The organism is Streptomyces sp. 3211.6, from assembly GCF_003634815.1.
GTDB classification, from domain to species: Bacteria; Actinomycetota; Actinomycetes; order Streptomycetales; family Streptomycetaceae; genus Streptomyces; species Streptomyces katrae_A.
Genome location: NZ_RBXC01000001.1, coordinates 7,234,784 through 7,260,762 on the forward strand (window position 1 = coordinate 7,234,784; position 25,979 = coordinate 7,260,762).

Annotated in this window: 29 protein-coding genes; 9 read left to right on the forward strand and 20 right to left on the reverse strand. The window is 73.9% G+C overall.

The features are described from left to right. Nucleotides 1-43: 43 nt before the first annotated feature. Nucleotides 44-1,090, forward strand: a complete 1,047-nt coding sequence (locus tag BX286_RS33125) for an SDR family oxidoreductase (RefSeq protein ID WP_079423548.1) — start codon at nucleotides 44-46, stop codon at nucleotides 1,088-1,090. 120 nt (nucleotides 1,091-1,210) lie between these two features. Here the strand turns inward: BX286_RS33125 and BX286_RS33130 are convergent, their stop codons facing one another. Together BX286_RS33130 and BX286_RS33135 are read right to left on the reverse strand one after the other, a co-directional pair. Continuing rightward, the gene (locus BX286_RS33130) at nucleotides 1,211-4,243 is read right to left on the reverse strand and encodes an FAD-binding and (Fe-S)-binding domain-containing protein (RefSeq protein WP_121017337.1); all 3,033 of its coding nucleotides are present in this window, start codon (nucleotides 4,241-4,243) and stop codon (nucleotides 1,211-1,213) included. Further along, a complete protein-coding gene (locus BX286_RS33135) occupies nucleotides 4,243-6,027 on the reverse strand; it encodes a thiamine pyrophosphate-requiring protein (RefSeq protein ID WP_100864592.1) in 1,785 nt (594 codons plus the stop codon). The genes BX286_RS33130 and BX286_RS33135 overlap by 1 nt, the downstream gene beginning before the upstream one ends. Nucleotides 6,028-6,447: 420 nt before the next feature. On the opposite strand from BX286_RS33135, the gene BX286_RS33140 reads away from it, so the two are divergent. Next, nucleotides 6,448-7,149 carry an HAD family hydrolase gene (locus BX286_RS33140; RefSeq protein ID WP_121017339.1) on the forward strand — a complete coding sequence of 234 codons (702 nt, stop codon included), beginning with the start codon at nucleotides 6,448-6,450 and terminating at the stop codon, nucleotides 7,147-7,149. Nucleotides 7,150-7,197: 48 nt separating this feature from the next. Here BX286_RS33140 and BX286_RS33145 read toward each other — a convergent pair whose 3' ends face one another. The 3 genes from BX286_RS33145 to BX286_RS33155 all read right to left on the reverse strand — a co-directional run bounded on the left by BX286_RS33145 (nucleotide 7,198) and on the right by BX286_RS33155 (nucleotide 9,225). Further along, complete coding sequence (locus BX286_RS33145; RefSeq protein WP_079423539.1) at nucleotides 7,198-8,286, reverse strand: NAD-dependent epimerase/dehydratase family protein; 1,089 nt, start codon at nucleotides 8,284-8,286, stop codon at nucleotides 7,198-7,200. A gap of 3 nt (nucleotides 8,287-8,289) precedes the next feature. Beyond that, nucleotides 8,290-8,859, reverse strand: a complete 570-nt coding sequence (locus BX286_RS33150) for a hemerythrin domain-containing protein (RefSeq protein ID WP_079423537.1) — start codon at nucleotides 8,857-8,859, stop codon at nucleotides 8,290-8,292. A 117-nt stretch (nucleotides 8,860-8,976) separates the two neighbouring features. Continuing rightward, nucleotides 8,977-9,225: a hypothetical protein gene (locus BX286_RS33155; RefSeq protein WP_079423535.1), complete on the reverse strand. Its 249-nt coding sequence runs from the start codon at nucleotides 9,223-9,225 to the stop codon at nucleotides 8,977-8,979. A 140-nt stretch (nucleotides 9,226-9,365) separates the two neighbouring features. Between BX286_RS33155 and BX286_RS33160 the strand changes: the two genes are divergently transcribed. Beyond that, nucleotides 9,366-10,151 carry a VOC family protein gene (locus BX286_RS33160; protein WP_079423533.1) on the forward strand — a complete coding sequence of 262 codons (786 nt, stop codon included), beginning with the start codon at nucleotides 9,366-9,368 and terminating at the stop codon, nucleotides 10,149-10,151. Between the two features lie 242 nt (nucleotides 10,152-10,393). Here the strand turns inward: BX286_RS33160 and BX286_RS33165 are convergent, their stop codons facing one another. Beyond that, nucleotides 10,394-11,083, reverse strand: a complete 690-nt coding sequence (locus BX286_RS33165) for a UdgX family uracil-DNA binding protein (RefSeq protein WP_079431502.1) — start codon at nucleotides 11,081-11,083, stop codon at nucleotides 10,394-10,396. Nucleotides 11,084-11,349: 266 nt separating this feature from the next. On the opposite strand from BX286_RS33165, the gene BX286_RS33170 reads away from it, so the two are divergent. Then, nucleotides 11,350-11,565, forward strand: coding sequence for a hypothetical protein (locus BX286_RS33170; protein ID WP_123995921.1), 216 nt, complete (start codon nucleotides 11,350-11,352; stop codon nucleotides 11,563-11,565). 19 nt (nucleotides 11,566-11,584) lie between these two features. On the opposite strand, the gene BX286_RS33175 is transcribed toward BX286_RS33170, so the two are convergent. The 9 genes from BX286_RS33175 to BX286_RS33215 all read right to left on the reverse strand — a co-directional run bounded on the left by BX286_RS33175 (nucleotide 11,585) and on the right by BX286_RS33215 (nucleotide 15,842). Continuing rightward, nucleotides 11,585-11,959 carry a hypothetical protein gene (locus BX286_RS33175; protein ID WP_079423530.1) on the reverse strand — a complete coding sequence of 125 codons (375 nt, stop codon included), beginning with the start codon at nucleotides 11,957-11,959 and terminating at the stop codon, nucleotides 11,585-11,587. A 70-nt stretch (nucleotides 11,960-12,029) separates the two neighbouring features. Beyond that, nucleotides 12,030-12,431 (reverse strand): gas vesicle protein K, encoded by a 402-nt coding sequence (locus BX286_RS33180; RefSeq protein ID WP_079423528.1) that lies wholly within the window; start codon nucleotides 12,429-12,431, stop codon nucleotides 12,030-12,032. After that, nucleotides 12,421-12,696 (reverse strand): gas vesicle protein, encoded by a 276-nt coding sequence (locus BX286_RS33185; protein ID WP_398898857.1) that lies wholly within the window; start codon nucleotides 12,694-12,696, stop codon nucleotides 12,421-12,423. Before BX286_RS33185 ends, BX286_RS33180 begins: the two co-directional genes overlap by 11 nt. 23 nt (nucleotides 12,697-12,719) lie before the next feature. Further along, entirely contained in the window at nucleotides 12,720-13,532 is an 813-nt protein-coding gene (locus BX286_RS33190; RefSeq protein ID WP_079423527.1) for a GvpL/GvpF family gas vesicle protein, read from the reverse strand. Then, nucleotides 13,529-13,972, reverse strand: coding sequence for a gas vesicle protein (locus BX286_RS33195; protein WP_121017807.1), 444 nt, complete (start codon nucleotides 13,970-13,972; stop codon nucleotides 13,529-13,531). Before BX286_RS33195 ends, BX286_RS33190 begins: the two co-directional genes overlap by 4 nt. A 46-nt stretch (nucleotides 13,973-14,018) precedes the next feature. Further along, complete coding sequence (locus BX286_RS33200) at nucleotides 14,019-14,267, reverse strand: gas vesicle protein GvpG (protein ID WP_079423525.1); 249 nt, start codon at nucleotides 14,265-14,267, stop codon at nucleotides 14,019-14,021. A 12-nt stretch (nucleotides 14,268-14,279) separates the two neighbouring features. Next, nucleotides 14,280-14,996 carry a GvpL/GvpF family gas vesicle protein gene (locus BX286_RS33205; protein ID WP_079423523.1) on the reverse strand — a complete coding sequence of 239 codons (717 nt, stop codon included), beginning with the start codon at nucleotides 14,994-14,996 and terminating at the stop codon, nucleotides 14,280-14,282. A 3-nt stretch (nucleotides 14,997-14,999) separates the two neighbouring features. Beyond that, entirely contained in the window at nucleotides 15,000-15,515 is a 516-nt protein-coding gene (locus tag BX286_RS33210) for a gas vesicle structural protein GvpA (protein WP_079423522.1), read from the reverse strand. A 30-nt stretch (nucleotides 15,516-15,545) separates the two neighbouring features. Then, on the reverse strand, nucleotides 15,546-15,842 hold the full coding sequence (locus tag BX286_RS33215) for a gas vesicle protein (RefSeq protein ID WP_079423520.1): 297 nt from the start codon (nucleotides 15,840-15,842) through the stop codon (nucleotides 15,546-15,548). A gap of 197 nt (nucleotides 15,843-16,039) precedes the next feature. On the opposite strand from BX286_RS33215, the gene BX286_RS33220 reads away from it, so the two are divergent. Both BX286_RS33220 and BX286_RS33225 read left to right on the forward strand, forming a co-directional pair. Next, a complete protein-coding gene (locus BX286_RS33220; protein ID WP_079423518.1) occupies nucleotides 16,040-17,029 on the forward strand; it encodes a hypothetical protein in 990 nt (329 codons plus the stop codon). Nucleotides 17,030-17,033: 4 nt separating this feature from the next. Next, the gene (locus tag BX286_RS33225; RefSeq protein WP_100864585.1) at nucleotides 17,034-18,083 is read left to right on the forward strand and encodes an SRPBCC family protein; all 1,050 of its coding nucleotides are present in this window, start codon (nucleotides 17,034-17,036) and stop codon (nucleotides 18,081-18,083) included. 76 nt (nucleotides 18,084-18,159) lie between these two features. Here the strand turns inward: BX286_RS33225 and BX286_RS33230 are convergent, their stop codons facing one another. After that, the gene (locus BX286_RS33230; protein WP_079423514.1) at nucleotides 18,160-18,333 is read right to left on the reverse strand and encodes a CsbD family protein; all 174 of its coding nucleotides are present in this window, start codon (nucleotides 18,331-18,333) and stop codon (nucleotides 18,160-18,162) included. A gap of 667 nt (nucleotides 18,334-19,000) precedes the next feature. On the opposite strand from BX286_RS33230, the gene BX286_RS33235 reads away from it, so the two are divergent. Continuing rightward, entirely contained in the window at nucleotides 19,001-20,239 is a 1,239-nt protein-coding gene (locus BX286_RS33235) for an IS110 family transposase (RefSeq protein ID WP_121017341.1), read from the forward strand. 27 nt (nucleotides 20,240-20,266) lie between these two features. On the opposite strand, the gene BX286_RS33240 is transcribed toward BX286_RS33235, so the two are convergent. Further along, entirely contained in the window at nucleotides 20,267-20,821 is a 555-nt protein-coding gene (locus BX286_RS33240; RefSeq protein ID WP_261993586.1) for a hypothetical protein, read from the reverse strand. A 448-nt stretch (nucleotides 20,822-21,269) separates the two neighbouring features. Then, nucleotides 21,270-21,731 (reverse strand): hypothetical protein, encoded by a 462-nt coding sequence (locus BX286_RS33245; protein ID WP_261993587.1) that lies wholly within the window; start codon nucleotides 21,729-21,731, stop codon nucleotides 21,270-21,272. 130 nt (nucleotides 21,732-21,861) lie between these two features. Here BX286_RS33245 and sigJ point away from each other — a divergent pair, with 130 nt between their 5' ends. Further along, nucleotides 21,862-22,830, forward strand: a complete 969-nt coding sequence (gene sigJ, locus BX286_RS33250; RefSeq protein WP_121017342.1) for an RNA polymerase sigma factor SigJ — start codon at nucleotides 21,862-21,864, stop codon at nucleotides 22,828-22,830. Nucleotides 22,831-22,920: 90 nt separating this feature from the next. Here the strand turns inward: sigJ and BX286_RS33255 are convergent, their stop codons facing one another. Further along, on the reverse strand, nucleotides 22,921-23,412 hold the full coding sequence (locus BX286_RS33255) for an NUDIX hydrolase (protein ID WP_121017344.1): 492 nt from the start codon (nucleotides 23,410-23,412) through the stop codon (nucleotides 22,921-22,923). Between the two features lie 174 nt (nucleotides 23,413-23,586). Then, the gene (locus tag BX286_RS33260; RefSeq protein WP_079423504.1) at nucleotides 23,587-24,288 is read right to left on the reverse strand and encodes a MerR family transcriptional regulator; all 702 of its coding nucleotides are present in this window, start codon (nucleotides 24,286-24,288) and stop codon (nucleotides 23,587-23,589) included. A 173-nt stretch (nucleotides 24,289-24,461) separates the two neighbouring features. On the opposite strand from BX286_RS33260, the gene BX286_RS33265 reads away from it, so the two are divergent. Further along, nucleotides 24,462-25,808, forward strand: coding sequence for a YhgE/Pip domain-containing protein (locus BX286_RS33265; RefSeq protein WP_121017345.1), 1,347 nt, complete (start codon nucleotides 24,462-24,464; stop codon nucleotides 25,806-25,808). Nucleotides 25,809-25,979 lie beyond the last annotated feature (171 nt).

Genomic DNA, 25,979 nt, shown 5'->3' on the forward strand with positions numbered 1-25,979 from the left:
CCCGCCCACCGTCCGACGGCCGCCCCCCAAGGAGCCCGCAGCCATGGAAACCACCCGCAGTGAGCACCCCCGCCGGCCCCGTCAGACCGTGGTCGTCACCGGAGCCAGCGCCGGAGTGGGCCGCGCCACGGCCCGCGAGTTCGCCGCGCGCGGCGCCCGGGTAGCGCTGATCGCCCGCGGCCGCGCCGGGCTCGAAGCGGCCGCGAACGAGGTGGCACAGGCGGGCGGCACCCCGCTGGTGCTGCCCGCCGACGTCTCCGACGCCGCGCAGGTCGCCGCCGCCGCGGACCGGGTGGAGGCCGTCTTCGGGCCCGTCGACGTGTGGGTCAACGTCGCCTTCACCACCGTCTTCGCCCCCTTCGAGGAGATCCGGCCCGAGGAGTTCCGGCGCGTCACCGAGGTCACCTACCTCGGCTACGTCCACGGCACGAGGGCCGCCCTGGACCGGATGCTGCCCCGCGACTCGGGCACCATCGTCCAGGTCGGATCCGTCCTCGCCGAACGCTCCATCCCCCTCCAGTCGGCGTACTGCGGCGCCAAACACGCCGTCCAGGGGTTCACCTCCTCCGTCCGCACCGAGCTGATGCACCGCGGCAGCCGGGTGAAGGTGACGGTGGTCCAGCTGCCCGCCGTCAACACCCCGCAGTTCAGCTGGGGCCTGTCGCGGCTGCCACACCGCCCCCAGCCCGTACCGCCGATCTACCAGCCGGAGGTGGCCGCCCGGGCCATCGTCCACGCGGCCGACCACCCCGGACGGCGCGTCTACTGCGTGGGCGGCCGGGCCCTGGCCACCGTGATCGCCAACCGGCTGGTGCCGGGCCTGCTGGACCGCTACCTCGCCCGCACCGGCTTCGCCTCCCAGCAGACCGCCGAGCCCGACCCCGGACCGCGCCCGCACAACCTGTGGAACCCCCTCGACGGCGACGACGGCCGGGACTTCGGGGCGCACGGCACCTTCGACGACCGCTCCCACCCGCATTCCCCCGAGGCCTGGGCGGCCCGCCGCCCGCGCCTGCTGTGGACCGGCGCGGCGACGGCGGCGACCCTCGCCCTGGCGGCCCTGCGCCACCACCGGACCGCACACCGCTGAGGCACCAAGCCGAGGCTCACGCGTGAGGCACCCCGCCGAGGCTCACGCGTGAGGTACCCCGCCGAGGCTCACGCGTGAGGTACCAAGCCGGGGCTCACGCCTGGGGCGTCACGCCGAAGCTCACGCGGGCCCACGGGGCGCCCGGCTGTGCGACCGCCCGGCCTCCGCCCGCCGATGCCCCCGCCCGACCCCGCGCCCGGCCCCCGGCGCGGCCCGCTCCGGACGGTCGCCGGGCGGCGGGCCGTCCAGGGCCAGGGCCAGGGCCTCCGCCAGGTGCAGGGCCCGGCGACCGGTGCCCGCCTGCTCGATCTGCGTCCGGCAGCTGAAGCCGTCCGCCAGCACGAAGGCGTCGGCGGCCGTGGCGCGGACGGCGGGCAGGACGCCCTGCTCGGCGATGGCCATCGACAGCTCGTAGTGGCCGCGCTCGAAGCCGAAGTTGCCCGCCAGACCACAGCAGCCCGCATCCAGTACGTCCGCGTCCAGCCCGGCCCGGCGCATCAGCTCGCGGTCCGCCCCGGTGCCCAGCTTGGCGTACTGGTGGCAGTGGGTCTGCACCGTCGCCGCCCGCCCGGCCCGCGGCGCCCGCCAGGCGTCCGGGGCGTGGTGGACCAGCTGCTCGGCGAACGTCCGCGTCTGCGCCGCCAGCCGCCGGGCGTCCTCGTCCCCGGCCAGGAGCTCCGTCGCGTCGGAGCGCAGCGCGGCCGCGCAGGACGGCTCCAGCGCGACGACCGGCGTACCCGCCTCCAGCCACGGGCGCAGCGTCCGCGTGGTGCGCTCCAGCACCCGGCGCGCGATACCCAGCTGACCGGTGGAGATCCAGGTCAGCCCGCAGCACACCGTCGCATCCGGCACCGTCACACGGAACCCGGCGTCCTCCAGGACCCGCACGGCGGCCCCGGCGACCTGCGGATGGAAGTGGTTGGTGAAGGTGTCCGGCCACAGCAGCACCGTGCGCGGGTCCTCGGGCCGGGGCTCGGGACGGCGCGAGCGCCGCCAGGCCTCCTGGAAGGACACCGCCGCGAACGGCGGAGCGGCCCGCCGCGGATCCACGCCCGCCGCCAGCTTCCCCAGCCGGCCCAGCACGGGCGCCCGCAGCGCGGCGTTCGCCACCCCCGGGGCGGGGCGCGCGAGCCGCGCCCACAGCGGGAGCCAGCCCAGCGAGTAGTGCGCGGGCGGCCTCGGCCGCCACCGGTAGTGCTGGGCGAGGAACTCGGCCTTGTACGTGGCCATGTCCACCCCCACCGGGCAGTCGGACGCACAGCCCTTGCACGACAGGCACAGGTCGAGCGCGTCGCGCACCTCGGTGGAGCGCCAGCCGTCGTCGACGGGGGAGTCCCCGTGCCCGTCCAGCATCTCGAACAGCAGCCGCGCCCGGCCCCGGGTGGAGTGCTCCTCCTCCAGGGTGGCCCGGTACGAGGGACACATCACCCCGCCCTCGTGCGCACGGCAGTTGCCGATGCCCACGCACCGCTGCACGGCCCGGGTGAAGTCGTGGCCGTCCCCGGAGTACGCGAAGAAGGTCCTCCGCTCCGGCCGCGGCCGCCAGCCGGGCCCCAGGCGCAGGTCCGCGTCCAGCGGACGGGGGTCGACCACCTTGCCGGGGTTCATCCGGTTCTCCGGGTCGAAGAGCGCCTTGACCTCGCCCATCGCCCCCACGAGGGCCGGACCGAACATGCGGGGGAGCAGCTCGCCCCGGGCCTGCCCGTCGCCGTGCTCGCCCGACAGCGACCCGCCGTAGGAGGACACCAGGTCCGCCGCCTCCTCCAGGAACGCCCGGAACGCCTCCACGCCCTTGGCGTCGCGCAGCCCGAACGGGATCCGCGTGTGCACGCAGCCCTGGCCGAAGTGCCCGTACAGGGAGGCCTGCTGGTAGCCGTACCGTTCGTACAGCCGCTCCAGGTCGCGCAGGTAGCCGCCCAGCCGCTCCGGGGCCACGGCCGAGTCCTCCCAGCCCTCCCAGGTCTCCGAGCCGTCCGGCGGCCGGGCGGTCACCCCGAGCCCCGCCTCGCGGGCCTTGAGGAACTCCTGCTCCCGCGGCGGGTCGTCGGAGAACGCCACCGAGGCGTCCTCCTCGCCGCGTCCGACGGCCCGCAGCAGCTCGTACGCCTGCCGGTCCGCCTCCTCCTTGCTCTCACCGGTGAACTGGACGAGGAGCCAGGCGTCGCCCTCCGGCAGCAGCTCCAGGGAGTGCAGGTGGACCCGCTCCTCCCGCATCAGCTGCGCCATCCGCCCGTCGACGGCTTCGAGCTGGGCCGGCCGGCTGTGCTCCAGCAGGGCGGGAACGGCGTCCGCCGCCGCGTACACGTCCTCGTAGCCCAGGACCAGCAGGGCCTCCGCCGCCGGGACCTCGACCAGGGCGAGCTCCGCCCGCAGCACGGTCACCAGCGTGCCCTCGCTGCCCACCAGGGCCCGGGCCACGTCGAAGCCGTTCTCCGGGAGCAGGGAGTCCAGGTTGTAGCCCGACACCCGCCGGGGGATCTTCGGGTAGCCGCGGCGGATCTCGGCGAGGTGCCGGTCGGCGATGTCCTTCAGCCCCCGGTGGATCCGGGCGCGCCCGCCGCCCGCGGCGACGATCCGCTCGTACTCCTCCGGGCCCGTGGGACCGGCCCAGAACCGGTCGCCGCCGTAGGTGAGGACCTCCAGCCGCCGGACGTTGTCGACGGTCTTGCCGTACGCCTGGGCAGAGGCCCCGCAGCTGTTGTTGCCGATCATCCCGCCCAGCGTGCAGTGGCTGTGCGTGGCCGGCTTCGGACCGAACTTCAGGCCGTACGGCTCCAGTTGCCGGTTGAGCTCGTCCAGGGCGATGCCCGGTTCGACCACGCAGCCGCGCGCCGCCGGATCCACCGAGACCAGGCGGTTGCAGTACTTGGTCCAGTCGATCACGACGGCCGTGTTCGTGCACTGGCCGCCCAGGCTCGTCCCGCCGCCCCGCGACAGGACGGGCGCGTGCAGGCGCGCGCAGACGGAGACCGCCCGCGCACCCGCCTCCACCGTCCGGGGGACGACCACGCCGAGGGGGACCTGCCGGTAGTTGGAGCCGTCGGTGGAGTACGCGCCCCGGCTGCCCGCGTCGAAACGGACCTCCCCGTCCACCTCGGCCCGCAGCGCGCGTTCCAGCCCGGCCACATCCACCGGGGCGGGGCCGGCCGCCATCAGCCCGCCCCGCCGGGCAGGAAGTCCTGCGCCTTCGCCTTCAGCCCCTGGCGCACCACGTTGCCGCGGTCGCTGTCCCCGTGCAGCACCGCCGAGGCGGAGGCCTTGATCTGCTCCCACGTGGCGTGCGGCGGGATCGGCGGCACCGCCGGGTCGGTCCGGAAGTCGATGACGAACGGCCGGTCCGCCTCCAGGGCCTGACGCCAGGCCGGCCCCACGTCCTCGGGCCGCTCCACCCGCACCCCGCCGAGACCGAACAGGGCGGCCACGTCGGCGTAGCGGACGTCGGGGATGGACTGCGAGTCCTCGAACTGCGGGGCGCCCTGCATGGCGCGCATCTCCCAGGTGACCTGGTTGAGGTCCTGGTTGTTCAGCACGGCCACCACCAGCCGCGGATCCGACCACTGCGGATAGTACTTCGCGGCCGTGATCAGCTCCGCCATCCCGTTCATCTGCATGGCGCCGTCACCGACGATCGCGATACCGGGCCGGTCGGGGTGCGCGAACTTCGCGCCGATCAGGTACGGCACCCCGGGCCCCATCGTCGCCAGGGTGCCGGAGAGCGAACCGCGCATGCCGTCGCGCATCCGCAGGTGCCGGGCATACCAGTTGGCCGCCGAACCGGAGTCCGCGGTGATGATCGCGTCCTGCGGCAGCAGCCCGTCCAGCTCGTGGACCACGTACTCGGGGTTGACGGGGTGCGCGGGCACTGCGGCCCGCCGCTCCATCACCTCCCACCAGCGCTCGGTCCCCGCCTCGATGCCGTCGCGCCAGGCCCCGTCCCGGTGCGGCTCCAGCAGCGGCAGCAGCCGGCGCAGCGTCTCGGCGGCGTCGCCCACGACGTTGAGCTCGAACGGGTAGCGCAGCCCGACCATCGTCGGCTCGATGTCGATCTGCACCGCGCGGGCCTGCCCGAACTCCGGCAGGAACTGGGTGTAGGGGAAGCTGGACCCCACCACGAGCAGGGTGTCGCAGTCCCGCATCATCTCGTACGAGGGCCGCGTCCCCAGCAGACCGATCGACCCGGTGACGTACGGCAGCGTGTCGGGCAGCACGTCCTTGCCCAGCAGGGCCTTGGCGACCCCGGCGCCCAGGACTTCGGCGACCTGCTCCACCTCCGCGCGGGCGTGCCGGGCACCCTGCCCGACCAGGATGGCGGGCCTTTCACCGGCGTTGAGGATCCGCGCGGCACGCTGCAGCTCCTCCTCGGCGGGAACGGGGGCGTACCGGGACACGCCCAGACTGGAGGGGACCTGCTTGAACGCGTGGGCCGGCGGCTCGTAGCCGAGCTCCTGCACGTCGGCGGGGATGATCACGGCCGTCACGGTGCGGCGGGTCGCGGCGATGCGCAGGGCCCGGTCCAGGACGTTCGGCAGCTGCTCGGGCACCGTGACCATCTGGCAGTACTCGCTCGCCACGTCCTTGTAGAGGGACAGCAGGTCCACCTCCTGCTGGTACGAGCCGCCCATGGCGCTGCGGTCCGTCTGACCGACGACCGCCACCACCGGGACGTGGTCGAGCTTCGCGTCATACAGACCGTTGAGCAGGTGGATCGCCCCGGGCCCGGACGTCGCCGCGCAGACCCCGGTCCGGCCGGAGAACTTCGCGTAGCCGACGGCCTCGAAGGCGGCCATCTCCTCGTGCCGGGCCTGGATGAACCGGGGCGCTTCCTTCGCCCGCCCCCAGGCGGCGAGCAGCCCGTTGATCCCGTCGCCGGGATAGGCGAAGACGTGCTCGACGTCCCACTCCCGCAGGCGCTGCAACACGTAGTCGGCTACCTTCATCGTCCTGTTCCCTCCTGCTCGCTGCTTGTTGCCGCTCTCCGGGCCCGAAGCCGACGGCACTCACACCCGGTTCCCCGGCCCGGTCCGGCCGGTCGGGCTCCTGGTCCGCCCCGAACCCCCGGGCCGCCCCGCGCGGCACCGCACCGTGCGGCACCGCACCGTGCGCGGCCACCAGCCCCACAGGACCGGCCCCGGACACCGCCGCCGTGCCGCCCGGCCGCACCCCCGCCGGGCCGGCCGGCCTCTGGCTGCGCCTGCCCGGGCCCGCACACCCGAAACGCCGCCGTCCGCGCCGCCCCGCCGCACCGTTTGGCCGGCGGGGCCCGGGGAAGGCGCGCAGACGACGTTCGCGCGCCGGCGGCCGCCCACCCCCGCGGCGGCACGGCCGCGCGCGCACGAGCGCAAAGGACCGGGCCCACCATGACCACCAGCACCGACCACCGGCCGCGAGCGGCCCTCTTCGACCTCGACGGCACCCTCGTCGACACCAACTACCTGCACGCGCTGACCTGGTGGCAGGCCCTGCACCAGAACGGCCACGACGTCCCCATGGCCCGCATCCACCGGGCCATCGGCATGGGCGGCGACCGGATCCTGGAACACCTCCTCGGCAGCGAACACGACCACCGCCAGGACCAGCGCCTCCGGGACGCCCACCACGCCCTCTACGCCGCCTGGTTCGACTCCCTCCCCGTCCTGGACCGGGCCGCCGACCTGCTGCGCGCCATCGCCGCACGCGGGCTGCGCATCGTCCTGGCGAGCTCCGCCTCCGCCGACGAGGTCGACGCCATCCGCGCCGCCCTCGACGTCGACGAGGTGATCTCCGGAGCCACCTCCGCCGACGACGTCGACCGGTCCAAACCCGCCCCCGACCTGGTCCACCAGGCCCTCGCCCTCAGCGACTCCGCACCCGAGGACGCCGTCTTCGTCGGCGACACCGTCTGGGACGTCCAGGCCGCCGCCCGCGCCGGCGTCCCCTGCATCGGCCTCCTCACCGGCGGCATCTCCGAGGCCGAACTCACCGCCGCGGGCCCGGTCACCGTCTACGGCGGCCCGCCGGACCTGCTGCGCTCCCTCGACTCCAGCCCTCTGGCCAGGAAGGCCCCGCGGACCGGGGGATGAGGCGAACACGCCCCGTTCCGCCGGGCCCCGCAGGCCCGGCGGCCCGGATCAGGCCCGGCGCCCCGCCCCCGACGCCCGTTCCGCCTCCGCCTCCGCATCGGCCGCGTCCGCCACGTCCGCCGCGTGCGGGGCACGGTCCCCGGCCAGCGGCGGGGTGGGCAGCCCGGCGCCCTCGCGCAGCCCCCGCAGGAAGGCCGTCATGGCCTCCGCCGACGAGTACCGCGGCTCCCACCCCAGGTCCCGGCGCGCCCGCGCCGAGCTCAGCAGGGGCAGCCGCAGCAGGGCGTCCAGCAGCCCGGGCGGGGCCGGCACCAGGTGCAGCCGCCAGGCCGCCGACAGCGCCGCCCGCGCCGGCCCCAGCGGCAGCCGCACCACCCGGGCCTCCAGCAGCCGGGCCAGCGCGGCCACGTCCAGCACGGGCTCCGCCGCCAGGTTGAACGCCCCGCGCACCGGCAGCCGTACGGCGGCGGCGTACGCCTGCGCCGCGTCATCGGTGTGCAGCGCCTGGAACCGCAGCCCCGGCAGGTCGGGCAGCACCGGCAGCAGACCGGGCCGCACCAGCCGCCCCGGCAGCAGCGGACCGGCGAAGATCCGCCTCTGCTCGGACGCCGCCACCTCCTTGAAGAGGAACGCGGGACGCATCCGCACCACCCGCATGTCCGGATGCCCGGCCTCGAACCCGTCCAGACACCGCTCCAGATAGGCCTTCTCCCGGGTGTAGGCGGCCGCCGGCCAGCCGTGGGTCGGCCAGGACTCGTCCACCGGACGGTCGTACGGCGGCCCCGGTGCGTACGCACCCACCGACGAGGCGTACACCAGGGCCGGCACCCCCGCCGCCGCGGCCTCCTCGAAGACCCGCAGCGAACCGAGCACGTTCGTCCGCCAGGTCTCCACCGGATCGTGCGTCGGCTGGAACTTCCACGCCAGGTGGACCACCGCCCCCGCACCCGCGAAGAGCGGGCCCAGGGGCGTGCCGCCCGGGTCGACGTCGGCCGCGGCCCACCGGACGCCCGGCTGCCGCCACCGGGGCACCCGCCGGGCCAGCCCCAGGACCTCCGTCACGTGCGGATCGGCGGCCAGGCGGCACACCACACTGGTGCCGGCGTTGCCGGTGGCCCCGGTGACGACGACCTTCATGGCTCAGGCCACCCTGTCGTCCTTGCCGCGCCCCGTGAGCAGGTCACGGGCCCGGTCGACCAGCCCCAGCCCCGGCCCCAGCAGCTTGTTCGCCGGCGGCGTGGACGGCGAGCCCGGGTGCGGACGGGTCGGAGCCGTCTTCTTGGCCCGGCGGACCTTGTCGCCCAGGCCGTCCAGGACCTCCTGGCCGCAGGCGTGCCGCAGCGCCGGGAAGAGGTTCTCCTCCTCGTCGTGGATGTGGGCCAGGACGTCCGCCTCCAGCTCGCGCAGCACGGAGGTGAACCGGGTCCCGGCCGCATCCTCCTCCTGGAGCTGCTTCATCAGCCGCTCCGCCCGCCCGTGGTCGGCGATCTCCTTGTCGGCGATCAGGTCGCCGTCCTGGAGGTGTTCGCGCACCGCCGGATACAGGTACTGCTCCTCGGCGACCGAGTGGCGTACCAGTTCGATCGTGAGGAGATCGGCGAGGTTGCGCCGCTCCTCCGCCGAGGCGGTCCGGCCCAGCCGCTGGAAGTACTCCTTGACCTCGTCGTGGTCCGTCGTCAGTTCCGCCACCACATCGCCGCCGTGTCCCATGGCCCGGCATCCTTCCGTTCGTCGGTCGTCTCCCGTTCGGGTCCCTGCGCGCCTGCCCCTCGCCGGCCCGTCCATGCCTGGCCCCCCGCGGGCGGGGCGGCCGGTGTCCGACGGGCTTCAGTCCGGGGGCTCGGCCGGCGGGGGAGTGGCCGGGACGGCGCCGCCGGCGTCGCCTGGCGCTTCCTCCCCGGCCGCGGCCCGCTCGGCCCGCTCGGCCTCCTCGGCCCGCTCACGCCCGGCCCGGTCCGCTTCCTCGCGCTCACCCGCCTCCCCGGGGCCCCGCGCCGGGAGGTCCGGGGTCTTCGCTCCGCGAGCCGGCCGGTCCTGCGGACCGTCCGCCCCGCCTGCCGCGCTCGTCCGTGTCATCGGGGGCCTCCTTCCGGGGCCGGGCACGTTCCCCGGGGCGGCTGCCCGGATCCGTCCGGCGCAAACGAGCCGTTTCCCCGCCGACGGTGGACGGTGGAGGTGCGGGGTAGACGACGACCGGGAGGAAGGGAGGCGGTGCGATGTCCAGGTCAAGTGCCGAGGTGTTCGGGGCGCCGGTCTGCGTGAGCCTGGCCACCCATGACCTCGACGCGGCCGAGGGGTTCTACGGGGACGTCCTGGGCTGGCGGTTCCGCCGCAGCCGGCTCGGGGAGGAGTTCCGGGTGGCGTGCGCCGACGACATCCCGGTGGCCGGGATCGCCGCCGTCGTGCCACGGCTGGGCGTGCCCATGGCCTGGACCCCGTACTTCGCCGTCGCGGACGCGGACGAGACGGCGTCCCGGATCCGCGAGCGCGGCGCCACCACGGCCGTCGGCCCCCTGGCCTTCGCCACCGGACGGGCCGCGCTCGCGGCCGACCGGGACGGCGCGGTCTTCGGGTTCTGGGAGGGCGAGATCGGGCCCGAGCGGTGGCCGGACCGCGACGGCCCCGTAGGGGTCGAGCTGAAGGCGCGCGACGCGTTCGCCGCCGCCGTCTTCTACGGCGAGGTACTCGACTGGGCCGCCGAGCGGCCCGGGTCCCTCGACGTCGCCTACGAGCAGGACCACGTGGTGGTCCGCCACCACAACCGCACCGTCGCCAGGATCGACGCCGGGGCCGTGGAGGCGGCCCCCGACCCCCGGACCCGGCCGCGCTGGGAGGTCCACTTCGCCGTCCCCGACCTGGACGAGGCCGCGGACCGGGCCGTCCGGGGCGGCGGCGCGATCGCCGGCCCCGTCAGCACCTCGCCCACGGAGCGCCGGGTGACCCTGAACGACTGGGCCGGAACCCCCTTCACCGTCACCGAGGCCACCACCACACGCCCCTGAGCCCGGCCCCGGCCGCCCCCCGTACGGGTGAGCAGGGGACGGACTCCGCTCCGCGGACACGCGGACGTGCCCCCCACGGCCGGGCCGCGCACCGCCGTACAGCCGCTCGGCGAAACCCCGCCCCCCGGGGCCAGGGTGTCCCGGCACGCGGCAGCCCTGGGGCCCGTACGGACCGCAAGCGGTCCCCGGCCCATGGGGGCACCGCCCTGCCCCGGCCGTAGGGAGCCGGCGGGCGGGGGGCCTCATTGCGCGAGGGCGCGGGCCGCCACCTCCAGGTCGGCCACCAGCCCCCGGTACGCCGCGTCCCGGTCCCGGGCGCGCAGCACCGCCGAAGGGTGCACCGTCACCAGCACCCGGGCCTCCGGCAGGGCCGGCCCGCCCGCCGAGGCCTCCTCCGCGGGCAGCGGCTCCAGCAGACCGCGGTGGTCACCGACCCGGAAAGGGCCGCCCAGCAGCACCCGCCCGGCCGTCGCCCCCAGGGCCACGACCAGCCGGGGCCGGACCGCCGCCAGCTCCGCCACCAGCCACGGCCGGCAGGCCGCCATCTCGCGCAGGTCAGGAGCCTTGTGGATCCGCCGCTTGCCCGTCTCGGGCACCGTGAACTTGAAGTGCTTCACCGCATTGGTGAAGTACGCCGAAGACGCGTCGAGGCCGGCCTCGGCCAGCGCCCGGCGCAGCAGCGTACCGGCGGGACCGACGAACGGCTCCCCCTCCCGGTCCTCGCGGTCCCCGGGCTGCTCGCCCACCAGGACCAGCGGCGCCCGGGCCGGCCCCGAACCGAACACGGTCTGCGTCGCGGCCGCGTGCAGCGGGCAGCCGCGGCAGGAGGCAGCCGCCCGGCCCAGCTCGGCGAGGTCGCCGGTGTCCGGGACATAGGGTCCGGCGTCGTACCGTGCGCCGCTGCCGGCCCGCTCCCGCGTGCGCTGTGCCACACCGCTCACCTCCCACACGTTCCCCGGGACGTACGGCCCGGGACCCACCCCGCGTCTTCACCCGGGACCACGGCGGCAAACCCGGCCGTTCGGCGGCGGATCCCGCGCGGGAGCCGCCCCCGTGAGGCCCGCCGCCGAGGCATGATCCGCTCGCGGCCGGGCAGGCGGTCCGGCGAACGAACGGCGCCGGGCCCGGCACGGCCGCCGCCCCGTGCGCCGCACCGGTGCACCCGGCCCGCGGACCGCGGGCCGCGGTGTGTGAGGCGGTGGCACCCGGACGGCCCCGGCTGGGCAGCGCCCCGCACACCACGGACATCGGCGCGGGCAACGCGTTCTGCTTCGACGAGACCTTCTACCACCGGCTGCACGCCGTACGCGAAGCCGGGCCGACCGTCACCGTCCACGTGTTCGCCATGCCCGACGGGCCGGCGTCCGAGCGCGACGGTCCCGCCTTCCCGGCGCTGCGGCTGGGCCTGCCCTGAGACCGCGTCCTACGCGGCCCTACGCGCCCTCGTCGTAGGTGCCCGCCTCGACCTCCAGGGCGAGTTCCTGCAGCACCTCGATGGAGGACACGTCCGTACGCCCGCTGTCGTGCGCGATTGCGAGGCTGGTGAACGCCAGGCTGAACCCGGACACCATCGTGTGCAGCGCCGGGCCCAGGGCCTCGGCGACCAGGGCCGCGACCTGCTGGGGTGTGGCGTCGGCGGGGACCCGGATCGAGGGCAGCATCTCGTTCAGCAGCAGCGTGGCCACGCCGGGGGCTTCCTGCGGACCCGCGTCATCGTCGTCGTCCCGGCCGTTCTCCACGGCCCGGCGGATGTCCTGGGCCTCGGTGAGGATCCCGATCACCCGCTTGAGTATCTCTGCGCGTTCCATTCTGCGGAGCGTAGCCCCGCGGCGCGGGGAGCGCTGCGGGAAACGCGGGGCCGGACCCAGGCTCCGCCCGTCAGTCCGGCGGCAGCAGTGGCCCGAGGGGGCCCAGGTCCAGGTTGAGGTCGGCGAGGCGGTAGCCGTGCCGGTCGCACAGTTCGTCCATCCGGTCGTGGAGGGCGAGCAGCGTGGCCCCGAGTTCCTCCTCCTGCGCCTCGCTGAGACCGCCGGCCTCGACGCGCCGCAGCGCCTGGCGCTCGATGAGCTGGCGCAGCAGTTCCACCAGGGTCAGGACGAGCTTGACCAGGTCCTCGGCCGCGCTGTCGGGGCCGGTACGCAACCGTCTGGCGGGGGTGCCGCGGCCGGCCGTCTCGGCGGGGGTGGCGGGCAGCAGGCGCAGGGCCTCGGCCATCGCGTCACCGACGCCGCCCAGGCCGGGCGGGGCGGGGCGGGGGGCGCAGGGGTCGTCAGCGGCCATCGTGCTCACCGCCCGGGGGGCCGGGGGAGTCGGCGGTGGCGACGGAGCAGACGAGGGCCCGCAGGGAGATCCGTACGAGGTCGATGTCGGCGATCGACAGCACGAGGTCCCCGGCGATGACGACCCCGCCCGCCAGGAGCCGGTCGAGCAGGTCGACGAGGGCCACCTGCCGTCCGGGCAGGACGGCCCCGCGGCGGTCGGCGGGGGGCCCGGCCTCCGCGCCGCTCACGGTGTCGGCGGCATCGGCGCCATTCACGGCGTTCACGGCATCCATGGCGTTCATGGCGTTCACGGCGCTGCGGGCGCGGGCGGAGGGGCGGCGAAGGAGTAGGGCGCCCACGGGCCGGTGACCTCCACGCGGACCCCCGCAAGGTCCTGGGCCGCACCGGCCACGGCCGACAGGAAGGCTTCCGCCTGGGCGTCGGGCACCAGGTAGGCGTCGTTGAGGACGTTCTCCTCCGGCGACGCGGCGGCCAGCGGCCCGCTCTGCACGGGGTGGCCGACCCGGTCCGCGGCGAAGCGCCGGGCGACGGCGGCGACGCGTTCGGTGGCCAGTCCGGCCTGCCGGTAGTGGTCCTCGTGGGCGTGCCGCTGGGCCCGCCGGGCCTGGAGGTAGGCCCGGCCGGGGCTCGCCGCGGCGGCCGGCGCGCCGGCCTCCGGGGGAGGGGCGGGCCGGACGTAGACCTTGACGCCGTACTCGGTGTGCCCGCTGAGGCGGGCCAGCCGCGTGGCGAAGGCCTGCCCCTGCGCGCGCAGGGCCTCCAGCGCGCCGGCGTGGTCCTCGTAGAGGGTGGCCAGGCGCAGGGGCAGGACGGTGGTGTGCGCGGCGAGGGCCTCGATCACGCGGTGGTGGGAGCGCGCGGCGTCCTCCAGCCACCGCAGGTCCTCGAAGCGGGCCTTGAGGGCGTCCTCGTCCCATTCGGGTCGCGGGACGTCGCTGATCACGAACGCGACGGGTCCCGGATCGTCACCGGGAGCGTGCAGCAGCCCGACGGGACGGCACCCTACACCGGTGAGCGAGGGCAGCAGCAGCCGCACCGCCGGCGCCGGGGGCGTGACGGCGTAGACGTACGTGAGCAGGGCCTCGCGCGGGGCGCTCATGACGGCGGCCTGCGCTTCGCGGTGTCACGGGCGGGGGCCGCCTCCTCGCGGCGCACGGCCCGGCCGGGCCCTTCCTGCGCCCCTTCCTGCGCCCCGGGCAGGGAGGCCTGCGCCCCGGGCAGGGAGGCGCGGCGCAGTTCGGCCAGCTCGGCCCGCAGCCGTTCGTTCTCGGCGGCCAGCGACCGGTCCTCCTGGCGGGAGGAGAGCGAGGCGTCGTGCTCCCACCAGTCGATGCCCATCTCCTTCGCCTTGTCGACGGAGGCGATCAGGATGCGCAGTTTGATGGTCAGCAGCTCGATGTCGAGGAGGTTGATGCGGATGTCGCCCGCGATCACGATGCCCTTGTCGAGCACCCGCTCCAGGATGTCGGCCAGGCTGGCCGAGGAGGACGCGGGCGGGTATCCGGTCATGGCGGGACCCGGACCGAACCTGCGGGCCATCGGCTCCGTCACCGTGCTCACCTCCACCGGGTCGGGTCGGCTCCGGTCACCGGCCGGGGCCGCGGAACTCCTCGATCTCCCTCAGGCGGTCGAGCAGCGCGTCCTCCTCGCGGTCGAACGTCTCCTCGTCGATCTCCCCCTCGACCAGCCGGCGTTCGAGTGCGGCGAGTTCGGCCCAGACGGGGGCGGGGTCGTAGTACAGGGCCTCCGCCTCCTCGGCCACCCGCTCCGCCACCCACAGCGCGGCGCGCACCGGGAGGAGGGGCGCGGTGATCAGCGAAGTGAGCAGTCCCATGGACGACACTCCTCACGGCACGAAGCTGTACGGGGGGAGCGGCCCGGCCAGCCGGGTCCGGACCCCGGGGCCGGCGTCCCGGCTGAGTCCGGCGTGCGCGTCGAGGAAGGGGCGTTCGCCGTCCCGGGGGACCAGCAGGGAGAGGTTGAGGAAGTCCTCACCGGTCGGTGGGTGCACGACGTACGCGCGGGCCAGCGGGGCCAGGGCCCGGATGAGCGCCGCGGACGCGTCCGAGCGCCGCAGGTCCACCTCGGCGGAGACCAGCTGTCCCAGCTCCAGCGGCAGCCGGGGATCCGTGTCCCCGGCGAGGATCTCCTCGTTGAGGCTGCTCGCGCGCGGTGAGCCGTCCAGGATGCTGCGCAGCAGCACGTCCTCCTCCTGGCCGGCCTTGACGTTGTACTCGGCGCACCCCCGCACAGCGGCCAGGGCGTCGAGGTAGCCTTCCGCGCGTTCGTCGAGGGCCCGTCGTACGGTCTCGTCGTCGGGCGCGATGTAACCGAACTGCAGCGGCAGCGGGGTCCCGTCGGCCATCAGCCGGTCCAGGACCGCCTGATGGGCGATGACGTCCCGCCGTTTGGGCCGGATCTCACCGGCCACGTCGCTGACCACGGCCCGCAGCTTCCCGCTCTCCAGCGTGCGCACGGCGGGCGCGTCCGAGCCGACGCCGGTGAGCCCGTCGAGGTGACAGGGGTGATCGTGCCCGGTCACGGCGTACACGTAGACGGCCATGGGTCACTCCCTCTCACGGCGTGCCGGGCGGCGTGCGGTCCTGCGGCGCCGGACGGGCTGCTCTTCCTCTTCCGGCTCCTCGCGCTCTTCCGGCTCCTCGCGCTCCTCGTCCTCCGGCTCCTCCCACTCCTGCGCGTCCTCGGTCTCGTCGTCCCCGCCGGTGAGGGACTGCTTCACGGCCTCGACGGCGCCCCCGAGAGCGCCCTTGGTCTTGCCCCGGCTGCCGCCCTCGAGCATGTCGCCGACGACCTCCGGCAGCTGCGCTGGGGCCTTGCGGCCGGCTTCCAGATCGAGGCGGTTGCACGCCTCGGCGAAGCGCAGATAGGTGTCCACGCTGGCGACCACGATGCGCGCGTCTATCTTCACCAGCTCGATTCCGACCAGCGAGACGCGTACGAAGACGTCGATCACCAAGCCGCGGTCGAGGATGAGTTCCAGGACGTCGTAGAGGCTGCTGGTGGCGCCGCCTGCGCCGTCACCCCTGACGGTCGTGCCCGCTCCCTGCGGCATCATGGTCATGGCGTCGCTTCCCTTCCCCGCCGGTCCGCCTCAGCGGCCCGGCCGGTCGACCGTGCCCCGGCTGTACCTCCGGGTCCTCTCGTAGGAGATCAGTTCGCCTTCCTCGTCCAGGGCGACGGTGTAACTGCCCATCACGCTGGTGGTGTCGGGGATGCGCTCCAGCTCGACCACCTCCACGACCGCCTCCCAGCCGTCCTCCGTGGGTTTCACGGAGGACACCGAATCGGGCGGGCGTCCCAGGAGCTCGGCCAGCTGCTCGGCGGCGGCCCGGATCACCGCGGCCGCACCGGGCGCACCGCGCCTGTGGGCAGGTCGTCGCGTGGCCATGTGCTCCCCTCGTGAACGAATCTCCATGGACTAGCGCCCCTCCCCCAGAGCGTGCCCGCCACACCTCATATGGGGAAGTTTTTTGGCATATGCCGCATATTCCCGGCCAGTGCGAGCAGGGGCCTGTAGGTATCGCGCGGCGCCGGAAGACCGTCGGCACGGCGCGCCGACCATTCACTTCCGAAGGGACCAGGCTGATGGACGACGCGAGCAAGATCGCCCTGGCTGCCGCCATCGCGGGGGGCTACGTACTGGGCCGGGCGAAGAAGGGCCGCATGGCCCTGTCCCTGGCCACCTACCTCGCGGGCCGCAGATTCGGCCTCGAGCCGGGCCAGCTCATGACCCAGGGCCTGAAGAAGCTCGGAGAGATGCCCCAGGTCGCAGAAATCGGTGACCAGCTGCGCGGCGAAGCGTTCGCGGCGGGCCGCAAGGCCCTCGCGGCGGCCGCCAACCGCCAGCTCTCCGGCCTGGCCGACACACTGCACGAGCGCACCCTCGAGCTCACCCGGGGCCCCGGGGACAAGCAGAAGGACGAGGACGAGGACCGGGACTACGAGGACGAGGAGCCCTACGAGGAGGAATACGAGGAGGAGGACGAAGAACGGGCCGAGCCGGATCAGAGCGACGAACCGGAGGAAGACGAGGAAGACGAGGAAGACGAAGGAGAAGAGCGGGACGAGGGCGAGGAGGAAGAGGAAGAGGAGGAGGAGAAGCCGCGCCGCGCACGGGCGGCACCGCGCCCGCGCCGCGCCTCGTCGGGCTCCGCGCGTCCCTCGGCCTCCGCACGTTCCTCGGCCTCCACACGTTCTTCGGGTACCGCGCGTTCCTCGGGTACCTCGCGTTCCTCCACGTCGGCCCGGGCGCCCTCGCGCCCCTCCCCGGCCCGCAAGAAGGCCGAACCGGCGAAGAAGACCGCCTCGCGCGCCAAGCCGGCCAAGAAGACGGCCGCCAAGCCCGTCAAGAAGACGGCCGCACCCGCGAAGAAGGCCCCTTCCCCGAGGCGCGCCCCGACGAAGAAGGCCGCGTCGGGCAGGCCGTCCGCCAAACCGCCCGCGAAGAAGACGGCGGCCAAGCGGGCTCCTGCGAAGAAGACCGCTTCCGGCCGTACGACCCGGAGCGGTACGGCCAGGAAGACCGCCGCACCGGCGAAGAAGACGTCCGCCCGCAAGCCGTCGACCCGGAGGTAGCGCCATGGCCACCACCGAACGCTCCCGCTCCGGGAACAAGGCGTCCCCCCTGGACCAACTGCTCGGAGAACTCGGCGACTACCTCACCGCGCAGGCCGAGAACCTGGCCGACAAGGCCGCCGACAAGATCGACGACCTCACCGACCAGCTCTACGACGTGGCGGACAACGGAGGGTCCCTCGCCGGCATCGGCGGCCGGCTGCTCCAGGGCGACTCGCCCCTCAAAGCCGCCGCGGGCGGCACGATCGGCAACCTCGTCGACAAGGTCAAGGAGACGGGCAGCGGACTGCTGGGCGGCGGCAAGGGCAAGAGCCGCAAGGGCGGCTCCAAACCCACCCACATCGCCGAGTCCGTCGACATCGGAGTGCCGTTGCGCACCGCCTACGACCACTGGACCCAGTTCGAGGACTTCAGCAGCTTCGCCAAGGGCGTGCGCAGCGTCTCCCAGGACGACGACACCACGTCCGCGTGGAAGGTCAAGGTGGGCCCCTCCACCCGCAGCTGGAAGGCCACGGTCCAGGAACAGATCCCCGACGACCGGATCGTGTGGACCTCGGACGGACCCAAGGGGACCACGCGCGGCTGCGTCAGCTTCCACGAACTGGCCCCCTCCCTCACCCGCGTGCTGCTGGTGGTCGAGTACTACCCCTCCGGCCTGTTCGAGCGGACCGGCAACCTCTGGCGGGCCCAGGGCCGCCGTATGCGCCTGGACCTGAAGAACTTCCTGCGCCACGTCACCCTCTCCGGCGACGAGGAGCCCGAAGGATGGCGCGGCGAGATCCGCGACGGCGAGGTCGTGACCACGCACGAGGAGGCCCTCGAGCAGGAGGGCGCCGACGAGGGCGCCGACGAGGGCGAGGGCGAGGACGAGGAGTACGACGACGAATACGCGGAGGAGGAAGAGGAGCCCGACGCCGAGGAGGACGGCGACACGGAAGAGGACGAGGAGGGCGAAGCGGACGAGGACGAGGAGGAAGGCGAGGAGGACGAAGAACCGGAATACGAAGAGGAAGAAGAGGAAGAGCGGCGCCCGCGCCGGGCGCGCCGTCGCTGACCACGCCCCCGGCTCGTGGTGAGGCCGCCATCCCCGAGGATGGCGGCCTCACCACGAGCCGGGTAGTGGGTGCCGGCTAGTGCTTCAGGGCGTCCTTGGCCTTCTGACCGGCCTGCTTCGCGTCGGCCGTCGCCTGCTCGGCCCGCCCCTTCGCTTCGAGGCTCTCGTTGCCGAGGGCCTTGCCGGTGGTCTCCTTGACCTTGCCCTTGGCGTCCTTGCCGATGTTCTTGGCCTTCTTGCCCGCTGCCATACGTGCTCACCTCCTGGACGAAGCTTTCTCTCTCGCCGCCTGCCCGCCCGGACCCCGGATATGCGCCGGCCCCCCGACCTTTTTCGCGCCTAATCCGTGGTTATGAGCGGTCCGGCCGGATGAGAACCGGGTGGACTGTTCGAGCACCAGGGCTGTCGCATCTGGCTCCCCCCGGGCTTGCGAGGCCTTCCCCTAGATCGGTGGACAGCACTGGCGCTCTTGGTGGCGGTCGCGTGGGCGCCGAACGGACGCCCTTCTCGCGCACGGCATTCGATGCCTCGTAGCAGAGCGGCGACGTTTGGCGTCTTCGGGACCGCCACCACAAAGAGGGTGTTGGCGCCCATCGGCGCTGGGCGGATGCCAAACGCTGGGCGCTGGACGCCTACACGAAGATCGGCACCGCCCAGCGCCATCGAGTCGAACGTCAACACTCACCACTTGATCACTCGTTGGCCTTGGTGGTGCGAGCCCGCCGCATGGTGACCTCTTGTAATGCCCGAGCCGTTCTGAGCTCTCGCATAGACCGGGCTCCTGGGGTGAGCTGGTGCCACGAACGGCTACTGAGGTGGCGGACCGGCCTCGCATCGAGTCCTGGGATTAGGTCGCTGCGTGGCCCGCATGCGCTCGTGACCAGCGCAAACACTCGAATACTGGGAGGGGAAAGGTCTTGATCTACTGCGGTATCGACTGGGCGGAGAAGACGCACGACGTCGCCTTAGTTGACGACGACGGCCAGTTACTGGCCAAGCGGCACATCACCGATGACGCGGCCGGCTACAAGATCCTGTTGGACCTGCTCGCCGAGTACGGCGACACCGAAGCGAATCCGATCCCGGTCGCGATTGAGACCTCGCGCGGCCTACTCGTCGCGGTGCTGAGGACGGGGCAGAGGAAGGTCTTCGCGATCAATCCGATGGCTGCCGCCCGCTACCGCGACCGGCACTCCGTCTCGCGCAAGAAGTCCGACCCGGGAGATGCTCTGGTCCTGGCCAACGTGTTGGGGACCGACATGCACGCCCACCGGCCGCTTCCCCAGGACAGCGACCTGGCCCGCGCCGTCGCTGTCCTCGCGCGGGCCCAGCAGGATGCCACCTGGAACCGGCAGCAGATCTCCAACCAGCTCCGCTCCCTGCTGCGCGAGTACTACCCGGCCGCTCTCGCGGCCTTCGAACCCTGGAGGAACGGGCTCTGCCGGCCTGAGGCCCACGAGCTCCTGAAGGTGGCCCCGACACCGGCCAAGGCCGCTCGTCTCACACGCACGCAGTTACAGGCCGCGCTCAAGCGGGCCGGCCGTCAGCGAGGCATCGCAGCCGACGCCGAACGGCTCCGCGAGGTCTTCCGGGCCGATTGGGCCCATCAGCCGCCGCTGGTCGAGGACGCACTCGGCAAGCAGATGCTTGCCCTCCTGGTCCAGCTGGAGGCGGCCTGCACCGCCGCCGACAACCTGGCCGAGGCGGTCGAAGAGGCTTTCCCCCAGCACCCGGACGCTGAGATCATCCTCAGCTTCCCCGGCCTCGGCACCCAGCTCGGCGCCCGGGTGCTTGCCGAGATCGGAGACGACCGGAAACGGTTCGCCGACGCCCGTGGCCTGAAGGCCTACGCCGGCGCCTCGCCCATCACACGGGCGTCCGGCAAGAAGTCCAGCATCACCCGCCGCTGGGTGAAGAACGACCGCCTCAACCACGCCGGCTACCTCTGGGCCTTCTCCTCGCTCCGTTCCTCTCCGGGAGCCGACGCACATTACCGACGGCGCCGCGAGCAGGGAGACTGGCATGCCGCCGCCCAGCGCAACCTTTTCAACCGAATGATCGGGCAGCTCTACCACTGCCTCCAACAGAGGCATCGATATGACGAGGCACTGGCCTTCCCGGCCCCGCCTGACGAGGTGGGCACAGCGGCCGCATAGCCATGGCCCGCGCCTCGCGGACAGCGATCACGAAGGGTTCAGACGGCCCAGCACTGCACGGAACCTCTCCCGCCCAGCAGTGACGCTCGCGTCCCACAGACCTGCTGCGTCCCCGTTCAGCGCGAGAGACTGGAGCCGTTGCTCCTCAGCGAGAAAGCTGGCACCCGCCACGTTCTGGTCCAGCATGCCCATCGCGGTGAGCGCCGCATGGCCGCAGGACACCGCGTCATCAGCGCTACCCGAGCCGTGGGCTAGCAGGGCATACCGCAGGCAGAGGACAGCGAAGAAGGCGTATGTGTCGGCGACATCGGTGATTCCCTCCTCGTTCGGCTGAAGCTCCGGGAACCGCTCCAGCTGGTGCACGCCCTCGGCTGCGTCGGCGAGCGGCCGGTCAGCATGCCAGAGATCGCGAACGGACTCCGCATAGAAGTCCAGGTCGGCTTCGCGTCCCGGATCGCTGGCCCTCAGGCCCACGAACAGTGGCGCCATGCGTTCGGCGCAGGCGGCGACATACAGGCGGATCGCCTCGCCGCCCCCATCGCGAAGTGCCTCCGTGACGGCCCCCTCCACCAGCTTCTGCACGTCCCACCCCGATCCCGTTCGAACAGATCGACAGGCTACACATCGAACTGAGGACCTCAGCTTGACGAGTTAGAACCCTGAGGTGTCTGCTGCCGGGCTCCGAACAGGGCGACACCGCGTCGCAGCACCGCCGTCCGGCGGACCAGGACCGTGCGTCCCGGCCCCGGTCACCAGGGGCCCTGGCGCCCGGCCCGTCGTCCGTATCCGCGCGAGACCGCCCGGCGGGCCCTCGTGGACGCCCCGGACCTGCACGTCCCGGCGTTGAGCGAGAGCTGGGGGAGGGGCGCGCGGTCCGGTGTGACCCCGCTGTCCGACGGCCGCTTCTATCGCTACGCCACCGCCGTCCTGCCCGCCGGAACCGGGGCGCCCGGCCCGCGGCGCCCTCCGCAGCCCCGTCGCGACGGCCGCCCGCGACCTCGCCGTGCGCGCGACCCCCGCCCGTCTGGCCCTACGGGGCCTGGACGACCTCTTCAACGGCTTCCGCCTCCCGCGGTGACCGCGCGGCCGCCCGCGTCGCCGGCCGTCCCCCGGCGCCGGGCGACCCGCGCCGCCCCAGGTCCAGCAGGCTCAGCCCGAACATCAGGACCCCCAGCGGCACGTGGACGGCCGGGACGTGCGCGATGCCCAGCACCACCTGCACGGAGGCGAGCACGAGGAACCCGGAGGCGTACAGGACGGGCCGGGGCGATCCGCCCCCCGGCCGCCAGGCCAGGACCGCCGCCAGCACGTACAGCATCGACGCGCCGTACATCACCCGCGCGCCGACGCCGTGCAGCAGCTCCCCGTAGGAGGTGGACAGCAACAGCCCGGCGGTGACGGCCTGGAAGAAGATGGCCAGGGTCTGCACGGCTGTCGCCGCCCGCACGAACGCGGCTCCCCGCCGGTCGGCCGCCGTCTCGATCGTCGTCATGGAAGGGCCCCTTGTCCGCCTCGCGGCGCTGGTCGGTACTGTCTCGCTGATCCGACGACGCGGCACCGCGAAATGTGAGGCGCGAACGCCGGTGGAACGAAACGACCAGCCCCGAGGAGCCGACGCGGCCATGCGCAACCCGCCCGAGCCGGAGCCGAGCGTCATCGCCGGCGAGCGGCGCCACCTGACCAACCTCGCCTACCGGCTGCTCGGTTCACTCACCGAGGCCGAGGACGCGGTCCAGGAGGGCTACGCCCGCTGGTACGCGATGCCCCGGCCGCAGCGGGCGGCCATCGGGTCCCCGGGCGCCTGGCTGACGACCGTCGTCAGCCGCATCTGCCTGGACGTGCTCGGCTCGGCGCGCGTCCGCCGCGAACGGTACGTGGGCGAATGGATCCCCGAACCCCTGCCCGACCGCACCGAATGGCCGGGAAGGCCGCAGTCGGCGACCGACCCGGCGGACCGGGTCACCCTCGACGATTCGGTGCACATGGCCTTCCTCGTCGTCCTCGAGTCGATGACCCCGGCCGAGCGCGTGGCGTTCGTCCTGCACGACGTCTTCCGCTACCCCTTCCCCGAGATAGCACGGATCGTCGACCGCACTCCGGCGGCCTGCCGCCAGCTCGCCGCATCGGCCCGCCGCCGCGTCACCAAGGCCGCCGCCCCGGTCACCCCCAGCCGCCAACAGGCCGCCCTCCTGCGCGACTTCAAGGAGGCCTGGCAGTCGTCCGACATCCGGGCCCTGGTCACCCTCCTGGACCCGGACGCCACGATGGTCGCCGACGGCGGCGGACTGGTCAGCACGGTCCGGCGCACCATCGAGGGCAGCCGGGACATCGCCGCCTACCTGATGCACATCGCAGCCCTGTCCCCCGGCCTCACCCTCCTCCAGCGCACGGTCAACGGCCGTCCCGGCCTGGTGGCCCAACGCGGCGGCGTCACGGTCACGGTGGCGGCCTTCCACCTCACGGAAGGCCGCATCACCCACATCTGGGCGGTCCGCAACCCGGAGAAACTCCACCCCTGGACCACGCTCACCCCCACCCCCACCCCGGCCCCACCCGCCGCCGACGAGGCGCACAGCGGGGCGGAGTCCTGAGGCCCCCGCGATACCGGCCACCCTGACGAAGGCCCCCGCCGCACCGCGGACCCCTTCCTCCCGCGCCCGCACCGTCGCGGTAGCCGGCGCTCAGCCGGTCAGCGCCCGGTACCGGGCGAACGCCTCCACCGAGTCCGGGACGAACGGCCACCGCGCCATCAGCCCGGGCAAGGACTCCTCCTCCACCCACCCCCACCAGGCGATCTCCCTGCGGTCCGGCGACGGCGTCCCCGTGATCAGCGCCTCGTGCACCCCCAGCCAGTACGGCGAGATGGCGCCCTCGCACAGGAACTTGAACCTGAAGGGCACCGGCGCGGCCGTCCCGAGCTCCTCCGCCAGCTCGCGCCCGGCGGCGGCGACGTACCCCTCACCGGCCTCCACACCCCCGCCGAGCAGCCAGTTGTAGGCGCCCGGGAACCGCGAGCTGTCCTCGGGCCTGCGGTGTACGAGCACCCGGCCCCCGGCGTCACGGCACACCACCGTCGCCACCCGGTGCAGCCATCGCCGCTCGATGGCCTCACCGCGTTCCACCACGCCCAGCACCCGGTCGTGCTCGTCGACCCTCTCCACCCACTCGGCCATCCCCGAACCCCCGTGCCGTACCGCCCGGCCGGACGCCGGGCACGGCCTCCAGCAGTACAGGAGCCCCGCACGGCCCGTGCGGGCGGGGCCGGTTCCGCAGCGCCGACGGCCGCCCGCCGCTCTCCCGCGGGACCCGCGTCGTCCCGCTCCCGGCGAACGGGTGGCGGGCCCGCCTCAGTGCGGTCCGCACCCCGACGGCTCGGCGGGCTCCTCGTCCGCCACCCGCCGCCGCACCTGGTCCTCCTGGGCCAGGCGCCGCAGCAGCTCGAACACCGGGGCGCAGATCGCGAAGACGATGACCGCCCGCTCCGCCAGCGCCACCGGGTCGTCCAGGCACTCCGCCCGTTCCAGGTCCAGCCGGGCCACCGACTCGGCCAGCCGCGCGTACGCGGCCAGCTCGCCCGGCGCGTACCGGGCGTCCAGCCGGTGCAGCTCGCCCAGGGCCGTCGTCAGCCCCTGGACGTGCGGCGAGGTGGCGGGCGCCCGCCAGTCGAGGGCCGCCAGCAGCTCCGCCACCTCGGCCCCGGCGGCCTCCTCGGCCTCCTTCGCCGCCGCATCCCCGTCCCCGTCCTCGTCCGTGCCGCCCGGGGAGGAGGAGGCCACCGGCACCGGGAGGGCGTAGCTGATCGCCCCGAGCGCGCCCTCCGTGGTGTGGGCCTGGTCGACCGCGCCGAGCACCTCGCGGGTGGCGGCGATGGACAGTCCGCCGAGCGTGGTCAGCGCCTTGATCAGCCGCAGCCGTTCCGCGTGCTCCTCCCCGTACTCGGCGAGGGTCGCGGCGGTCGCCCGGCCCGCGGGCAGCAGGCCCTGGCGCCGGAAGTACTTGATGCTGGCGACCGGCACGCCGGTCCGCCGGCTGAGCTCCGAGATCTTCATACGGCCTCCCTGCCGGTCATCCGGTCCGGTTTGCCTCACCGGCGATCGCGGCGATTGGACACCACAACAAGATACTGCCAGTATCCAGTAGCTGGATACCAGAAGTATCCAGTTGAGGAACGCGGCCGAAGCAGCAGCCCGCCGCAGCCGCACCGGAAGATCCCGGAGAGTCGATGCCCCACCCCCCGTCCCGTTCCGTGCTCCGCCGACCCCAGCTGTGGATCGGAACGGGGCTCATCGCCGCAGTGGTCTCGATGCTGTTCGCCCTGCTCTACGTGGGCGGCAACGTCAACCCCAGAGGCAACCTGCGTGACCTGCCCGTGGCCCTGGTCAACGCCGACGCCGGCGCCGACGCGGGCGGCCGCCACGTCAAGCTGGGCGAACAGGTCGTCGCCGGCATACGCAAGGCCGCCGAGAACGACAAGAGCATCGACTGGCAGCTGGTCAGCCGCGAGGAGGCCGACAAGCGCCTGGGCAGCGGCAAGGTCTTCGGCGCCCTGGTCATCCCGCAGGACTTCAGCGCGACGGTCACCGCCCTCGGCGCCCCGCAGCCCGCGCCCCAGGGCAAGCAGCCCGTCCCGCCGACGCTGAGCGTGCTGACCAACCAGTCCGCCGGCAGCATCGGCTCCTCGATGTCCTCCCAGGCCGCCCAGAAGGCCGCCCACGCCGCCTCCGCCCAGATCGGCCAGGAACTCCTCAAGCAGGCCGCCGCCCAGAAGGCCCAGCTGCCGACGGCCGCCCAGCTCCAGCTCGCCGACCCGGTCACCGTGACCGTCACCGACGGCCACCCGCTCGGCGCCCGCAGCGCCATGGGCCTGAGCGCCTTCTACTACGCCCTGGTCCTGGTCGTCTGCGGCATGCTCGGCGCCAACCTGGTCAACTCCCAGGTCGACACCGCGCTCGGCTACCTGCACACCGACTTCGGCCCCTTCCGCAAGCGCGAGCCCGTCCAGCACACCAGCCGCGTGCGCACCCTGGCCATCGGCATCGCGCTGATGCTCGGCCTGTCCCTCGTGATGGGCTCCCTCGTCGAGGCCGCCACCGTCGGGATCCTCGACATGGACGCCTCCCACCTGGGCCACCTGTGGCTCTACTCGGTCTGCACCATCGCCGTCGTCGGCATCGGCAGCCTCGCCCTCTTCGCCGCCTTCGGCACCCCCGGCATGCTGCTGGCCACCGTCGTCTTCGTCGCCATGGCCGTCCCCTCCTCCGGCGCCACCGTCCCCCTCCAGGCACTCCCCGGCTTCTTCCGCGGGCTCTCCGAGTTCGAGCCGCTGCGCCAGATCACCGAGGGCATGCGCTCCCTGCTCTACTACGGCGCCCAGGCCGACGCGGGCCTGACCCGGGCCTGGACCTCCCTGGGCATCGCCCTCGTCGCCGCACTGGCCTTCGGCTTCGCCGTCACCGCCTTCTACGACCGCCGGGGCCTGCACCGCATCCCGCGGCCCGAAGGGGAGAACGACACCCCGGCCGCTCCCGCCACGGCCGCTCCCGCCACGGCGGAGCCCGCCACGGCCTGAGCCGCCCGCCGCGCCACACGTTCCGGAGCGCCGGCCCGCCGTCGAAGAGACGGGGGCCGGCGCTCCGGCGTACCCGGGGAAGGGGCCCTTCAGGGCAACGGGCCGTCCCGCACCGCCCGGATCCTTGGAATGAACGGTTCCGCACGGTACCCCTGGCAGGGCGTACGCGCG

Coding starts and splice junctions, on each gene's coding strand:
- BX286_RS33125 (WP_079423548.1), top strand. CDS start 44: ATGGAAACCACCCGCAGTGAGCACCCCCGCCGGCCCCGTCAGACCGTG.
- BX286_RS33130 (WP_121017337.1), bottom strand. CDS start 4,243: ATGGCGGCCGGCCCCGCCCCGGTGGATGTGGCCGGGCTGGAACGCGCG.
- BX286_RS33135 (WP_100864592.1), bottom strand. CDS start 6,027: ATGAAGGTAGCCGACTACGTGTTGCAGCGCCTGCGGGAGTGGGACGTC.
- BX286_RS33140 (WP_121017339.1), top strand. CDS start 6,448: ATGACCACCAGCACCGACCACCGGCCGCGAGCGGCCCTCTTCGACCTC.
- BX286_RS33145 (WP_079423539.1), bottom strand. CDS start 8,286: ATGAAGGTCGTCGTCACCGGGGCCACCGGCAACGCCGGCACCAGTGTG.
- BX286_RS33150 (WP_079423537.1), bottom strand. CDS start 8,859: ATGGGACACGGCGGCGATGTGGTGGCGGAACTGACGACGGACCACGAC.
- BX286_RS33155 (WP_079423535.1), bottom strand. CDS start 9,225: ATGACACGGACGAGCGCGGCAGGCGGGGCGGACGGTCCGCAGGACCGG.
- BX286_RS33160 (WP_079423533.1), top strand. CDS start 9,366: ATGTCCAGGTCAAGTGCCGAGGTGTTCGGGGCGCCGGTCTGCGTGAGC.
- BX286_RS33175 (WP_079423530.1), bottom strand. CDS start 11,959: ATGGAACGCGCAGAGATACTCAAGCGGGTGATCGGGATCCTCACCGAG.
- BX286_RS33180 (WP_079423528.1), bottom strand. CDS start 12,431: ATGGCCGCTGACGACCCCTGCGCCCCCCGCCCCGCCCCGCCCGGCCTG.
- BX286_RS33190 (WP_079423527.1), bottom strand. CDS start 13,532: ATGAGCGCCCCGCGCGAGGCCCTGCTCACGTACGTCTACGCCGTCACG.
- BX286_RS33195 (WP_121017807.1), bottom strand. CDS start 13,972: ATGGCCCGCAGGTTCGGTCCGGGTCCCGCCATGACCGGATACCCGCCC.
- BX286_RS33200 (WP_079423525.1), bottom strand. CDS start 14,267: ATGGGACTGCTCACTTCGCTGATCACCGCGCCCCTCCTCCCGGTGCGC.
- BX286_RS33205 (WP_079423523.1), bottom strand. CDS start 14,996: ATGGCCGTCTACGTGTACGCCGTGACCGGGCACGATCACCCCTGTCAC.
- BX286_RS33210 (WP_079423522.1), bottom strand. CDS start 15,515: ATGACCATGATGCCGCAGGGAGCGGGCACGACCGTCAGGGGTGACGGC.
- BX286_RS33215 (WP_079423520.1), bottom strand. CDS start 15,842: ATGGCCACGCGACGACCTGCCCACAGGCGCGGTGCGCCCGGTGCGGCC.
- BX286_RS33220 (WP_079423518.1), top strand. CDS start 16,040: ATGGACGACGCGAGCAAGATCGCCCTGGCTGCCGCCATCGCGGGGGGC.
- BX286_RS33225 (WP_100864585.1), top strand. CDS start 17,034: ATGGCCACCACCGAACGCTCCCGCTCCGGGAACAAGGCGTCCCCCCTG.
- BX286_RS33230 (WP_079423514.1), bottom strand. CDS start 18,333: ATGGCAGCGGGCAAGAAGGCCAAGAACATCGGCAAGGACGCCAAGGGC.
- BX286_RS33245 (WP_261993587.1), bottom strand. CDS start 21,731: ATGACGACGATCGAGACGGCGGCCGACCGGCGGGGAGCCGCGTTCGTG.
- sigJ (WP_121017342.1), top strand. CDS start 21,862: ATGCGCAACCCGCCCGAGCCGGAGCCGAGCGTCATCGCCGGCGAGCGG.
- BX286_RS33255 (WP_121017344.1), bottom strand. CDS start 23,412: ATGGCCGAGTGGGTGGAGAGGGTCGACGAGCACGACCGGGTGCTGGGC.
- BX286_RS33260 (WP_079423504.1), bottom strand. CDS start 24,288: ATGAAGATCTCGGAGCTCAGCCGGCGGACCGGCGTGCCGGTCGCCAGC.
- BX286_RS33265 (WP_121017345.1), top strand. CDS start 24,462: ATGCCCCACCCCCCGTCCCGTTCCGTGCTCCGCCGACCCCAGCTGTGG.